Annotated in this window: 12 protein-coding genes; 6 read left to right on the forward strand and 6 right to left on the reverse strand. The window is 61.2% G+C overall.

Translation table 11 applies throughout. The features are described 5' to 3' along the window. The first annotated feature begins 203 nt into the window (after positions 1-203). The gene (locus NW845_RS06735; protein ID WP_414377684.1) at positions 204-1,088 is read left to right on the forward strand and encodes a hypothetical protein; all 885 of its coding nucleotides are present in this window, start codon (positions 204-206) and stop codon (positions 1,086-1,088) included. Here NW845_RS06735 and NW845_RS06740 read toward each other — a convergent pair. The 4 genes from NW845_RS06740 to obgE form a co-directional block, all read right to left on the reverse strand. Further along, positions 1,085-1,714, reverse strand: coding sequence for a PAP/fibrillin family protein (locus NW845_RS06740; protein WP_414364874.1), 630 nt, complete (start codon positions 1,712-1,714; stop codon positions 1,085-1,087). The genes NW845_RS06735 and NW845_RS06740 overlap by 4 nt on opposite strands. A 73-nt stretch (positions 1,715-1,787) precedes the next feature. Beyond that, the gene (locus NW845_RS06745) at positions 1,788-2,483 is read right to left on the reverse strand and encodes an L-threonylcarbamoyladenylate synthase (RefSeq protein WP_414333157.1); all 696 of its coding nucleotides are present in this window, start codon (positions 2,481-2,483) and stop codon (positions 1,788-1,790) included. Positions 2,484-2,504: 21 nt separating this feature from the next. Next, on the reverse strand, positions 2,505-2,879 hold the full coding sequence (locus tag NW845_RS06750; RefSeq protein WP_414364871.1) for a hypothetical protein: 375 nt from the start codon (positions 2,877-2,879) through the stop codon (positions 2,505-2,507). Further along, positions 2,821-3,972, reverse strand: a complete 1,152-nt coding sequence (gene obgE, locus NW845_RS06755; protein ID WP_414377697.1) for a GTPase ObgE — start codon at positions 3,970-3,972, stop codon at positions 2,821-2,823. The genes NW845_RS06750 and obgE overlap by 59 nt, the downstream gene beginning before the upstream one ends. Before the next feature lie 201 nt (positions 3,973-4,173). On the opposite strand from obgE, the gene NW845_RS06760 reads away from it, so the two are divergent. From NW845_RS06760 to NW845_RS06780, 5 genes are all read left to right on the forward strand, one after another. Continuing rightward, positions 4,174-5,145, forward strand: coding sequence for a 30S ribosomal protein S1 (locus NW845_RS06760; protein WP_414364867.1), 972 nt, complete (start codon positions 4,174-4,176; stop codon positions 5,143-5,145). A gap of 126 nt (positions 5,146-5,271) precedes the next feature. Continuing rightward, positions 5,272-6,558, forward strand: a complete 1,287-nt coding sequence (locus NW845_RS06765; protein ID WP_414364865.1) for a recombinase family protein — start codon at positions 5,272-5,274, stop codon at positions 6,556-6,558. Between the two features lie 367 nt (positions 6,559-6,925). Then, a complete protein-coding gene (gene bchL / locus NW845_RS06770; protein ID WP_414333681.1) occupies positions 6,926-7,762 on the forward strand; it encodes a ferredoxin:protochlorophyllide reductase (ATP-dependent) iron-sulfur ATP-binding protein in 837 nt (278 codons plus the stop codon). 158 nt (positions 7,763-7,920) lie between these two features. Next, positions 7,921-8,898: a protochlorophyllide reductase gene (locus tag NW845_RS06775; RefSeq protein WP_414364891.1), complete on the forward strand. Its 978-nt coding sequence runs from the start codon at positions 7,921-7,923 to the stop codon at positions 8,896-8,898. A 29-nt stretch (positions 8,899-8,927) separates the two neighbouring features. Then, positions 8,928-10,328 (forward strand): ferredoxin:protochlorophyllide reductase (ATP-dependent) subunit N, encoded by a 1,401-nt coding sequence (locus tag NW845_RS06780; protein WP_414333679.1) that lies wholly within the window; start codon positions 8,928-8,930, stop codon positions 10,326-10,328. Here the strand turns inward: NW845_RS06780 and NW845_RS06785 are convergent. Together NW845_RS06785 and hemL are read right to left on the reverse strand one after the other, a co-directional pair. Next, positions 10,325-10,561, reverse strand: coding sequence for a hypothetical protein (locus NW845_RS06785; protein ID WP_414333678.1), 237 nt, complete (start codon positions 10,559-10,561; stop codon positions 10,325-10,327). The two genes, NW845_RS06780 and NW845_RS06785, sit on opposite strands and share 4 nt — an antisense overlap. Positions 10,562-10,624: 63 nt before the next feature. Continuing rightward, the gene (gene hemL, locus NW845_RS06790; protein WP_414364862.1) at positions 10,625-11,935 is read right to left on the reverse strand and encodes a glutamate-1-semialdehyde 2,1-aminomutase; all 1,311 of its coding nucleotides are present in this window, start codon (positions 11,933-11,935) and stop codon (positions 10,625-10,627) included. Positions 11,936-11,938 lie beyond the last annotated feature (3 nt).

The following is an 11,938-nucleotide window of genomic DNA, read 5'->3' on the forward strand; positions in this document are numbered from 1 at the left end:
GGGATCGATGAAGCAACTGGGGCAGAAGAAGAGACAAAAATCTCGCCGTAAAGCGGATGGGGAAACCCCACCCGCCTACGCGGTGGGGTAGTTCATGAGAGACAGAGGTTGCCGGCGGGATAAACTGAGATGCAGACAGGTGATTTTTGAACCTGACCTTTGCCCTGGTTCTCCCGCTCTGGTGGTTCTGATAAACAAAAACGATGATGTCCTCCCGCTCCTCTTGGATCTCAGGCGTCGCCGCTGCAGGGAGTGGGCTCCTGGTTTGCGCGGTGGTGGCGGGGCTGTTGGATCAGATTTTGCCCACGCTGCCCAAGGTTTCCCTGTCCTTGGCCGGGATCCCTGGCTTGTTGGTCGGGCTCGGATCCGCCTACGGAGTTTGGTGGGTAACCCAGATGGCCTTGCAATCCCCTTCCTGGGCCGATTTCCGAAAATCCCTGTTGGAGGCCGTGTCTCCCTTCGATCCCGCCGACCACGGTGGCAGGCCCGCGGGGGATCCGCGCCTTTGGCAATTAGCGCAGGAGATCCGCCAAACCCAGCTCCGCCACCAAAAGATTCTCGACCGAATTAAGCAGCAGGTGAAAGCCGAAATCCAGATCTGCGAGCGTGTCCAGGCACAACTGCGCAGCGAGCAGCAGCAGTGTCGGGTTCTCCGGGAGCAGGTGCAACAGTTGCAACAGCACCTGCAAAACCTCCAAACCTCATCCCCTTCCCCCCAACTCAAGCCCGAGCGAGAGCAAGCGCTGCGCCACAAGCTGCGCCAGCTTCAATCCCAAGTCACCACCCTGAGGATAGAACTGGAACGCCAAGGGATCCAACTGCAGCAGTCGGAAACCGAGCGGGCCCAACTCCAGCAGCAGCAGCAAAAACTTAAGCGCCTCCTGCATCGCACAAAATCCGAAAACCAAAAGCTGCGCTCCCAACAGGAGCAATGGGCCCGGCAACTGGAGCAATCCCAACAGGAGTTGCGGACTTTGCAAGAGGCCTACCGCGCCCTGCAGACCCTCTGGGAGATAGGCTCTGGTCTAACCTCCAAGACCCCTCTTTCTGAAATCGCCGCCGCCGAACCCTCTGGCACCTCTGGCTAGCCGCAGCCTCGGCCCACCCGCCGCAAGACAAAAACACTCCCTTCGCTGCCACGGCCAATCCGCAGATCCTCATCCAAATAGGTAATCTCCAGCCAGCCTGTTGGCTCGCGGCGGCGAACGTCGATCTTCACCGCCGGGATCCGTTCGGGATCCCGTTCGAGCAGATAGAGAAAACTCTCGATCTCGTAGCTCATCAACGCCTGGGATCCGAGCAGCAGCCGCTCGAAAATCACCTTGACCCGGCGTTCCGACTCCGGGTAGAAGCGGGCTGCCACCGCCAAAACTCCCCGCGGCAGCCAAGCCTGCAGCCAGCCGGATCCCTGGATCTCCGCCACGTTAAAGACTTGGCCCGCTTGGGCCCGAATGCACTGATAGATCTCACCGGTGGTCAAAAGGGGCAAATTGGCCAACCGCAACAAGTCTGTGCTGGTGGTAAACAGGTTCAGCCAATTTCCCTCCAGCCGTTCTGCGGCAGCCGTTGGGCAAGGGGTGGGGTTGAGGGCTTCCAGGGCGGCAATGTGAGACAAGATCTGGCTTTTTTGGCCGGGCAAGACACGTCGGCCCCGGTCGGTCGTCTCCAGCAGGCGCAACAGGGCCGATTTTTGCTCAGCCAAAGCTTCAGGCATGGGCTTACCGCAGCAGCACGACCCTATTTTAGGAGTTGGTGGCAGCCGAGTAGGGCAAGGGGGATCCCGGCCCTCAGCCAGTCAGCTCTTCCACCCGCCTGAGCTCTGCCACCTGCTCGTACCCCAGGCCTGCCCGCACCAACAGGGGCTCCGGCCCCGTGAGATCGATGACCGTCGAGACCTGGGCCCGATAGGGAGCCTCGTCATCCAGCACCAGATCCACCTGTTTCTCCAACTGTCGCATTTCCTCGGCGGTAAAGATTCCCCCCTCTTCCCAATCCCCAACAGAGTCAAAACCCACCTCCAAAGAGCCGACGGGATCCCCGCCCAGCTTGGCCGAGGTGGAGACGATGGGGTTGCCTAACTCGGCCAACAGCGCCTGACAGATGGCCGAATCGGGCACGCGGATGCCAGTGGTTTTCCGCTTGGGATCCATCACCAACCGGGGCACCAGCTTGGTGGCCGGCAGCAGAAACGTAAACGGGCCTGGGATCAGCCGCCGCATCAGTCGATAGGCGGGATCGCTCACCTGGGCATACTGGGCAATTTGGGAAAGCGAAGGGCACAAAAAGGTGAGGGGCTTGTCGTTGGAAAGCCGCTTGAGACGCCTTACCCGCTCCACCGCCTGCTTGTGGGTGACATCGCAGCCAATGGCATAGACCGTATCAGTGGGGTAGAGCATGACCGCCCCTTCCCGCAGAGCGGCTGCAATCCGTTGGATGGAGCGGGCCTGGGGATGCTGCGGATGGAGCTTAAAATACTCGGCCATTCGGGAGAAAAAAGCAAAACCTCAAGACTCAGAGCGGCTGGGGCTTTCCACCACTTCTGCCACTCCCCCAGAACGAGGGGTAGGCGGCACCGGCAGGGATCCCTGCGCTTCCGGCCAATCTTTTAGCTGTTGCATCAGCGCTTGAATATGCAGACGAGGCAAATAGGGCCAGTCGCCTGCTTCCTCCAAATCCTGAAGCACCCGATAGAGCTCTTGGCGGGTGTTGGGCAAAGACTCTCGGAAGGCCCCCTCCAAAATCGTGCGGTGCAGATCCTCCAACAACCGCAGGAGCATCAACAGCTCCAAGCAAGCTCCTGCCCTCGCCTGAGCCGCCTGCTCAATGGCCAACTTGATCTGGCGCAAGTCGGGGGGCAGATCCTCCGCCGAGATATACATAGCCGCTCATCTCTGAGTTTTGGGAAGGCAGGGGCACTCCTATTCTAAGATTCTTCTGCCCCTGGACCGGCTGGATTTTGCTGGCCGCCGCAGGTTGATGGGGATCCCGGCCCAGGCACTGCCACACCCGCTGCAACAAGGGCTCCAGCCCCTGCCTGGCAACCGCCGAGATGGCTGATACCGGGGCACCGGCAGCCATTGACAGCTGCTGGGTGCGCTCGGCCACCTCCTGGGGCTCAAGGGCATCGATCTTGTTCAAAACCACAATCTGCGGCTTGTTGCTAAGCCCGTGGCCGTAGGCGCGCAGCTCCTGCTGAATGATTTGGTAATCCCTGACGGGATCCACCGTCGTACCGTCCACCAGGTGGATCAGCACCCGCGTGCGCTCCACATGGCGCAAAAAGTCGTGGCCCAGACCCACCCCTAGGTGCGCCCCCTCGATCAGTCCGGGAATGTCAGCAAACACCACCCCATCCCCGGAGGGATGAGGCACCACTCCCAAATTGGGCTGCAGGGTGGTGAAGGGGTAATCGGCGATCTTGGGCCGGGCGGACGAGACCACCGAGATCAGGGTGGATTTGCCCGCATTGGGCATACCGACGATCCCCACCTCGGCAATGAGCTTCAACTCCAGGCGCAGGCGTCGCCGCTCTCCCGGTTGGCCCCTGGTAAATTGGCGAGGAGCCCGATTGTGGTTGCTGAGAAAATGGGCATTGCCCAGGCCGCCCTTCCCGCCCTGAGCCACCAGCAGCCGATCCCCGGGCTGCACCAGATCCCCCAGCAGCTCGCCGGTCTCTGCGTTGAACACCATCGTGCCGCAGGGCACCCGCACCAGCCGATCCGCACCACTGGCCCCGCTGCAGTGGTTGGGTCCTCCCTTGGCCCCGTGTTCGGCTTTGATCAGCGGCTGGAAGCGAAAGTCCAACAAGGTCTGCAAGCCGGGATCCGCCACCAAGATCACCGAGCCGCCCCGTCCTCCATTGCCCCCCGAAGGCCCGCCGGCGGGCACGTACTTTTCGCGGCGAAAGGCAACAATGCCATCTCCGCCGTTCCCCGCCTGCACTTCAATTTCCGCCTGGTCGATAAAATGCAACCGCCCCTCTCCCAACTCTGGCCATCTCCCTCTAGCTTGGCAGGATCGCCAGGAAGTTTGCCACAAAAGTCGCCCTCTTAAGCTACGATAGTATTTCCCAAGCTATTGCCTGTCCCGCCCGGGAGGGTGAGCGAGTATGGGAGCCGTTCATTACCAAGTTCAACTGCTCTTCTAATTCGCGCCAACTGCTGTTACACCCCTATGAGTCGATTCACCGCTGCTGCCGATGTAGGTTTTACCACCGAGGACTTTGCTGCCCTACTGGACAAGTACGACTATCACTTCAGCCCCGGCGAAATTGTGGCCGGCACGGTATTTTCGGTGGAGCCGCGCGGCGCGTTGATCGATATCGGGGCCAAGACGGCTGCTTTCCTGCCTCTGCAGGAGATGTCCATCAGCCGGGTAGAAGACCCGCACGAGGTGCTGCAGCCGGGAGAGACCCGCGAGTTTTTCATCCTCACCGAAGAAAATGAAGAGGGGCAACTGACCCTCTCCATTCGCCGCATCGAGTACATGCGGGCCTGGGAGCGGGTGCGGCAGCTACAGAAAGAAGACGCCACGGTGCGGGCAACCATTTTTGCTACCAACCGCGGAGGCGCCCTGGTGCGCATTGAGGGATTGCGCGGCTTTATCCCCGGATCCCACATCAGCAGCCGCAAGCCCAAGGAAGAGCTGGTGGGCGAAGAGCTGCCCCTGAAGTTTTTGGAGGTGGACGAAGACCGCAACCGCTTGGTGTTGAGCCATCGCCGCGCTCTGGTGGAGCGGAAGATGAACAAGCTGGAAGTGGGCGAGGTAGTGGTCGGCACAGTGCGTGGCATCAAGCCTTACGGTGCCTTCATAGACATTGGCGGCGTCTCCGGCTTGCTGCACATTTCCGAGATCTCCCACGAACATGTTGACACGCCCCACAGCGTCTTCAACGTCAACGACGAAGTGAAGGTGATGATCATCGACCTAGACGCAGAACGGGGTCGGATCTCGCTGTCCACCAAGCAACTGGAGCCCAATCCCGGCGACATGCTGCGGGATCCCAAGTTGGTTTACGAAAAAGCAGAAGAAATGGCGGCCAAGTACCGCGAGCAACTGCGGGCTGCTAAGCAAGGACAAGCCGAAGAGGCGCCGCTGGAGGTGTCGGAAGAGGAGCTGGAATACGCGACTGCGGCGGTGGAGTAAAGCCATCTTGCGGAGAGCGGTCGGCAGCCAGGGGTTGCCGGTCTGTCTCTCCCTTAGCCTACCTGGGATCCCTGGCTAGGAGGGGTGTCGGGTGATGGTGCAGCAGCGGTGACAGGTTGCTTGTCCATGAGCATTTGTGGCTACCTCTACACGCCTGCCCATGCCCCTTGGCCAGACCAGGAGCTGGTCTGGTTGAAAGCACACGGGGCCGCTCCCATCTGGCACGACTGGGGATCCCGCGCCCACCTGGAAGAGCTGTTGCAGGGCATCGCCGCCGGATCGGTGCAGCAGGTGCTGCTGGTGCGCCTGGCGGATCTGGGGGATCGAGCGGAGGAAGTCCACCAACGGCTGTTGCAGATCCAACAGGCAGGGATCCAACTGAGCCTGGTGACCCAATCCGGCCTACACACCCCCAGCGAGGCTGCCGACTGGATCCCGCTGCTGGCCGAGATCCCCCATCAATTGCAAAGCCGCCGCCTCTGCCACAGCCAGGCCCGCAACCGCCTGGCGGGCAAGCCTCCCCCCGGCCCGGCTCCCTTTGGCTATCGCCGCGAAGGGGAGCGCTACGTGCTGGATCGCCGCCAGGCCCCTGTTGTTCAGGATTTTTTCCAGCACTTTCTTCTCTACGGATCCCTGCGCCAAGCGGTGCGCTTTTTGGAAGAAAAACACCACAAGCGCATTTCGGTGGCCACGGGGCGCAACTGGCTGCTCAACCCCGTCTATCGCGGGGATCTGGCCTATGCCGATGGCACCGTTCTGCGCGATACCCACCCCGCCCTCCTCAGCCGCACCGAGGCCGCCCAGATCGATCGCTGGCTCAAACGCAACCAAAGGATCCCACGCCGCAGCGCCAGCGCCCCCCGCGCTCTGGCTGGCCTCGTCCATTGCCGTACCTGTAGCAGCCTTCTGCGCATTGTGCAAACCACCCCCGGCAAGGCCAAGAGGAACGGCTCCTCCTACCTCTACCTGCGTTGCCAAACCTGTCGCTACAGCCTCCACTACGCCCAAGTCCTGCAGGAGGTGATCCGCCAGGTCTGCGAGCAGCTCCCCCACCGTGCCCAAAACCTGGATCGGCAGGCCCTGGACCAAACCCGCCAACAGCTCCAAGCCCAGATCCAGGCCAACAGCGAGCGGCTGCGGCAACTGGAGGCGCTGCAGCAATCTGGACTGATGGATGAGCCCTCCCTGGCCCAGCGCTGCTACCAACTGCGGGCGGAAACGGCCCGTTTGGCCCAAAAGCTGGAACAGCTCCCTCCCGCCAACTTCCTCCAGATCGCCCAAACTCTCTCCATCCTGCCCTTCTGGCAAGACCTCAGCGAGAGCGAGCGCCGCGCCTACCTGCGGGAATTCCTGCGCAGGGTTGAGGTGGATTCTACAGGGGCCGTGCAGATTGCCTTTGCCTTCGATCCCTGAGATCCCTTTTGAAGTTGGGGATTCCGCGTCTCCTCTGGCCATTGAGACCATTCTTGAGACTCTCCCTCAGACCGGGAAAAGGGATCCCGCCGGCAGTCTCCAGCGAGTTGACGGGAGCAGTGCTTGTCAAAGCCACGGAGAGATGAATGATTTGCTTTTGATCTGCTTTTACGAAAAAACAAAAAACAAAAGCTGGAAAAAAGCCAAAAATCGGCTCGAAGAATCTTTTGGGCGAGGACTTGTCCGTCTGGCGATTTAAGAAATTGCTTTAACTTGTTTTAGGCTTGCCTTAATTCTTCTCAACACTTCTCAGGGAGTGGGTTAGCTGCCGATAATGGCCCTTGTCAGGCTTGTGGAGGAACGTGCTGTGAAGTTGGCAGTTTACGGGAAGGGTGGGATCGGCAAGTCCACCACCAGTTGCAACCTCTCGGTGGCCTTGGCCCGGCGGGGCAAGAAGGTGTTGCAAATTGGCTGTGACCCCAAGCACGACAGCACCTTCACCCTGACTGGTTTTCTCATCCCCACGATCATCGATACCCTGGAAGCCAAGGGCTACCACTACGAAGACATCTACCCCGAGGATGTGATCTACCGCGGCTACGGCGGCGTAGATTGCGTTGAGGCGGGAGGGCCGCCGGCAGGGGCCGGCTGTGGCGGCTATGTGGTGGGAGAAACCGTCAAACTCCTGAAGGAGCTGAACGCCTTTGACGAGTACGACGTCATCCTCTTCGACGTGCTGGGGGACGTGGTGTGCGGCGGCTTTGCTGCCCCCCTCAACTACGCCGACTACTGTGTGATCGTTACTGACAACGGCTTTGACGCCCTGTTTGCCGCCAATCGCATTGCCGCCTCGGTGCGAGAAAAAGCCAAAACCCGCAAGCTGCGCCTGGCCGGCCTAATCGGCAACCGCACCAGCAAGCGGGATCTCATCGACCAATACGTCTCGGCAGTGCCCATGCCTGTGCTCGAGGTGCTGCCACTGGTCGAGGACATTCGCATTTCGCGGGTCAAGGGCAAAACCCTCTTCGAGATGGCAGAGACGGATCCCAGCCTGGAGCCCGTCTGCCAGTACTACCTGAACATCGCCGACGAGCTGCTGGCCCGCCCGGAAGGGATCGTGCCCCGGCCTGCTGAGGATCGGGAGCTGTTTGCCCTGCTGTCGGACTTTTACAACGCCCCGGCACGGGAGCCGGCGCTGGTGTAAGGGATCCCAAACCTGCCAGCTTGCCGGTGTGTCTAAAAGTGAAGCAATTGTTTCGGAAAACCGTCGCAAACCTTATCAATTCGTTGTCTGGCCCGCTTTCCGCCCCAAGATGGATTGTGCAGGAGATCCATCTTGAGGACATGGCAGAGGAGTTGGATATGCAAGCACAAGTGCAACCCACCGTGGTGATTACTGGAGCCTCTTCGGGCGTTGGCCTGTACGCGGCTTTGGCTTTGGCCAAGCGGGGCTGGCACGTGGTGATGGCCTGTCGGGATCTGGACAAAGGCCAGCGGATGGCTCAGCAGGTGGGGATCCCGCAGGGCAGCTACACCCTGATGCCGATCGATCTGGCTAGCTTGGCCAGTGTGCGGCAATTTGTCGAACAATTTCGCCAGTCGGGCCGCTCTCTGGATGCCCTGGTGTGCAACGCCGCCATCTACATGCCCTTGCTTAAGCAGCCCTTGCGCAGCCCGGAGGGCTATGAGCTGACCATGGCCACCAACCATCTGGGGCACTTCCTGCTCTGCCACCTGATGCTGGAGGATCTGAAGCGCTCCACCTATCCGGATCGGCGGCTGGTGATCCTGGGCACGGTTACCCACAACCCCAAGGAGCTGGGGGGCAAGATCCCACCCCAACCTCACCTGGGGGATCTGCGGGGCTTTGCCCAGGGCTTCAAGGAACCGATCAGCATGGCCGATGGCGGCAAGTTCGATCCCGTCAAAGCCTACAAAGACAGCAAAGTTTGCAACATCCTCACCATGCGGGAGCTGCACCGCCGCTTCCACGAGAGCACCGGCATCACGTTTCTCTCCCTCTACCCGGGCTGTGTGGCGGAAACGGCCCTCTTCCGCCATCACTATCCCCTCTTCCAAAAGCTGTTCCCCTGGTTTCAGAAAAACATCACCGGCGGCTACGTCTCCCAAGAGCTGGCCGGCGAGCGGGTGGCCCAGGTGGTGGCGGATCCGGAGTTTCGCCAGTCGGGATTCTACTGGAGCTGGGGCAACCGGCAACGGAAAAATGCCAAGCCCTTTAACCAAGAAGTCTCGGACGAGGCGGGGGATGCGGCCAAGGCCAAGCTGCTCTGGGATCTGAGCGAGAAATTGGTGGGCGTGCCCCAATTGGTCGCCCCCTAGCTTGACAAACCCTTTTCTAGGAGCCGACGATGACTGCTGCTGTGGATGCTTCCAATACCCTCCACTTTCAATGCGAGACCGGCAACTACCACACCTTCTGCCCGATTAGTTGCGTGGCTTGGCTCTACCCCAAAATTGAAGACAGCTTCTTTTTGGTGATCGGCACCAAAACCTGTGGCTACTTTTTGCAAAATGCCATGGGGGTGATGATCTTTGCCGAGCCGCGCTATGCCATGGCCGAGCTGGAAGAGGGGGACATCAGCGCCAAGCTCAACGACTACGAGGAGCTGAAGCGGCTGTGCCTGCAAATCCAGCGGGATCGCAATCCCAGCGTCATCGTCTGGATCGGCACCTGCACCACCGAGATCATCAAGATGGATCTAGAGGGCCTAGCCCAGAAGCTGGAAGGGGAGATCGGGATCCCGATTGTGGTGGCGCGGGCCAATGGCCTCGACTACGCCTTTACCCAGGGGGAAGACACGGTTTTGGCCTCTATGGCCCAGCGCTGCCCGGAGCAGGTGCAGGAAGAAGAGCGGGAGACGCGGGGTGGCCTGCAGGCTCTTTTCTACGGGCTGCGCCCCGGCAAAAAGAAAGAGGAAGAAGGCTTCCCCAAACATCCCCCCTTGGTGATCTTCGGCTCCGTGCCGGATCCGGTGGTAACCCAACTCACCCTGGAGCTGAAAAAGTACGGGATCCGCGTCTCCGGCTGGCTGCCGGCCAAGCGCTACGAGGAGCTGCCGGCCATCGAGCCGGGCACCTATGTGGTGGGGGTAAATCCTTTCCTCAGCCGCACCGCCACCACGCTGGTGCGCCGCAAAAAGGCCAAGCTCATCACCGCTCCTTTTCCCATCGGGCCGGATGGCACCCGCGCCTGGATCGAGGCCATCGCCGGCGAGCTGGGGATCCCGACTCAAGGCCTGGCAGAGCGGGAAGGGGAAGTGTGGCGTCACCCCCAGGTTCAGGAGTACCTGGGCCTGCTGCGGGGCAAGAGCGTCTTCTTCATGGGGGATAACCTGCTGGAGATCTCCCTGGCCCGCTTCCTGGTGCGCTGCGGTATGACGGTGCAGGAAATCGGGATCCCTTACCTCGACAAGCGCTACCAGGCCGCCGAGCTGGCCCTCCTGGAGCGCACCTGCGAGGAGATGGGGGTGCCCAAGCCCACCATTGTCGAGAAGCCGGATAACTACAACCAACTGCAGCGCATCAAAGCCCTGCAGCCGGATCTGGTAATCACGGGCATGGCCCACGCCAACCCCCTCGAAGCCCGCGGCGTCACCACCAAGTGGTCGGTGGAGTTTACCTTTGCCCAGATCCACGGCTTCGGCAACACCCAGGCGCTGCTGGAGCTGGTCACCCGCCCACTGCGGCGCAACGCCGCCCTCAAAGGCTTGGGCTGGGAACAGTTGGTGGGGGAAAAAGCCCTGAGCTAACTTTCTGGCTCCTCGTTGTCGAAGAGCAGGCCATCCAGGTGATCCGGCAGTTGCTGCCGGTCGATCCAGACCATGCCGGCCAAAATTGCCTCGGCCTCATTGTGGAAGTAGCCGTAGGCTGGGGCGGCAAACTCCACCGAGCCATCCTGACGTAGCCGCTGACAGCAAAAAATGAACCCCTTGTCGGTGGTTTGGGTGGTGATGCGCCAGTTGCGGTGGATGTGCTCGGCCATGATCCCAGTGCAGATCACCCTCACCCCCAACCCCTCTCCCAAGGGGAGAGGGGAGAAGAAACCCTAGAGCGTGCGCAGCACCTCTCGCGCCGCCTCGAGGGTTCTCTCCACATCGGCTTCGGTGTGGGCCAAGGAAGTGAAGCCGGCCTCGAATTGCGAGGGCGCCAGATACACCCCCCGCTCCAGCATGCCGCGGTGGAAGCGGGCAAACTTTTGCAAGTCCGAGCGCTTGGCCTCCTCGTAGTTGCGCACTGGGCCAGCCGTGAAGAAGAAGCCGAACATGCCGGGCAAATGGCCCCCACACATCTCGTGCCCGGTCTCTTGCGCAATCTGCAGCAGCCCCGTGGCCAGCTTCTCGGTAATCCGCTCCAGATACTCATAGGTACCGGGGCGACGCAAAATATCGAGGGTGTGGATCCCGGCCGTCATGGCCAGGGGGTTGCCGGAGAGGGTGCCCGCCTGGTACATCGGCCCCGCCGGCGCCACCATTTCCATAATCTCCCGCCGACCGCCGTAGGCCCCCACCGGCAGGCCGCCGCCGATTACCTTGCCCAGGGTGGTTAAATCGGGGATGACACCAAACTTGGCCTGCACACCGCCGTAGCTGATGCGAAAGCCGGTCATCACCTCGTCAAACACCAGCAGGGCGCCATACTTCTGCGTCAGCTCCCGCAAACCCTCCAAAAAGCCCGGCTGCGGCGGAATGAAGCCGGCATTGCCCACCACCGGCTCTAGGATCACGCCCGCAATGGAGTCGGGATGCTGCTCAAACAGAGCCTTGACTGCCTCTAGATCGTTGTAGGGGGCGGTCAGCGTGGCACTGGTAGCGGCCTTAGGTACCCCCGGCGAATCCGGCAGGCCCAGCGTGGCCACCCCTGAGCCGGCCTTGACCAAAAACATGTCCGCATGGCCGTGGTAGCAGCCCTCGAACTTGATCACCTTTTCCCGCCCCGTGTAGGCCCGCATCAGGCGCAGCGCCGCCATGCAAGCTTCGGTGCCGGAGTTAACAAAGCGTACCATCTCCACGCTGGGCACCGCCTCGATCACCCGCTCGGCCAGCTCGTTTTCCAAAACGCAAGGGGCGCCAAAGCTGGTGCCTTTCTCCAAAGCTCGGTGCAGAGCCTCGATCACCTCGGGATGGGCGTGGCCGACAATCGCCGGCCCCCAACTGCCGATGTAGTCGATGTACTGGTTGCCGTCCACATCCCAGGCGTAGGCTCCTGAGACGCGGTCAAACACGACGGGATCCCCGCCCACCGACTTAAAGGCGCGCACCGGAGAGCTAACGCCCCCCGGCATAAGCTGCTGCGCCCGTGCAAAGATCTGCTTGGAGCGGCTGGTATTAAACGAGCGAGTAGGGAGAGTGCTGGTCATACT

The organism is Synechococcus sp. H60.2 (assembly GCF_047462315.1).
In the GTDB taxonomy this organism is placed as follows: domain Bacteria; phylum Cyanobacteriota; class Cyanobacteriia; order Thermostichales; family Thermostichaceae; genus Thermostichus.

Coding starts and splice junctions, on each gene's coding strand:
- NW845_RS06745 (WP_414333157.1), bottom strand. CDS start 2,483: ATGGCCGAGTATTTTAAGCTCCATCCGCAGCATCCCCAGGCCCGCTCC.
- NW845_RS06765 (WP_414364865.1), top strand. CDS start 5,272: ATGAGCATTTGTGGCTACCTCTACACGCCTGCCCATGCCCCTTGGCCA.
- NW845_RS06775 (WP_414364891.1), top strand. CDS start 7,921: ATGCAAGCACAAGTGCAACCCACCGTGGTGATTACTGGAGCCTCTTCG.
- NW845_RS06735 (WP_414377684.1), top strand. CDS start 204: ATGATGTCCTCCCGCTCCTCTTGGATCTCAGGCGTCGCCGCTGCAGGG.
- NW845_RS06785 (WP_414333678.1), bottom strand. CDS start 10,561: ATGGCCGAGCACATCCACCGCAACTGGCGCATCACCACCCAAACCACC.
- NW845_RS06740 (WP_414364874.1), bottom strand. CDS start 1,714: ATGCCTGAAGCTTTGGCTGAGCAAAAATCGGCCCTGTTGCGCCTGCTG.
- NW845_RS06760 (WP_414364867.1), top strand. CDS start 4,174: ATGAGTCGATTCACCGCTGCTGCCGATGTAGGTTTTACCACCGAGGAC.
- NW845_RS06780 (WP_414333679.1), top strand. CDS start 8,928: ATGACTGCTGCTGTGGATGCTTCCAATACCCTCCACTTTCAATGCGAG.
- hemL (WP_414364862.1), bottom strand. CDS start 11,935: ATGACCAGCACTCTCCCTACTCGCTCGTTTAATACCAGCCGCTCCAAG.
- NW845_RS06750 (WP_414364871.1), bottom strand. CDS start 2,879: ATGTATATCTCGGCGGAGGATCTGCCCCCCGACTTGCGCCAGATCAAG.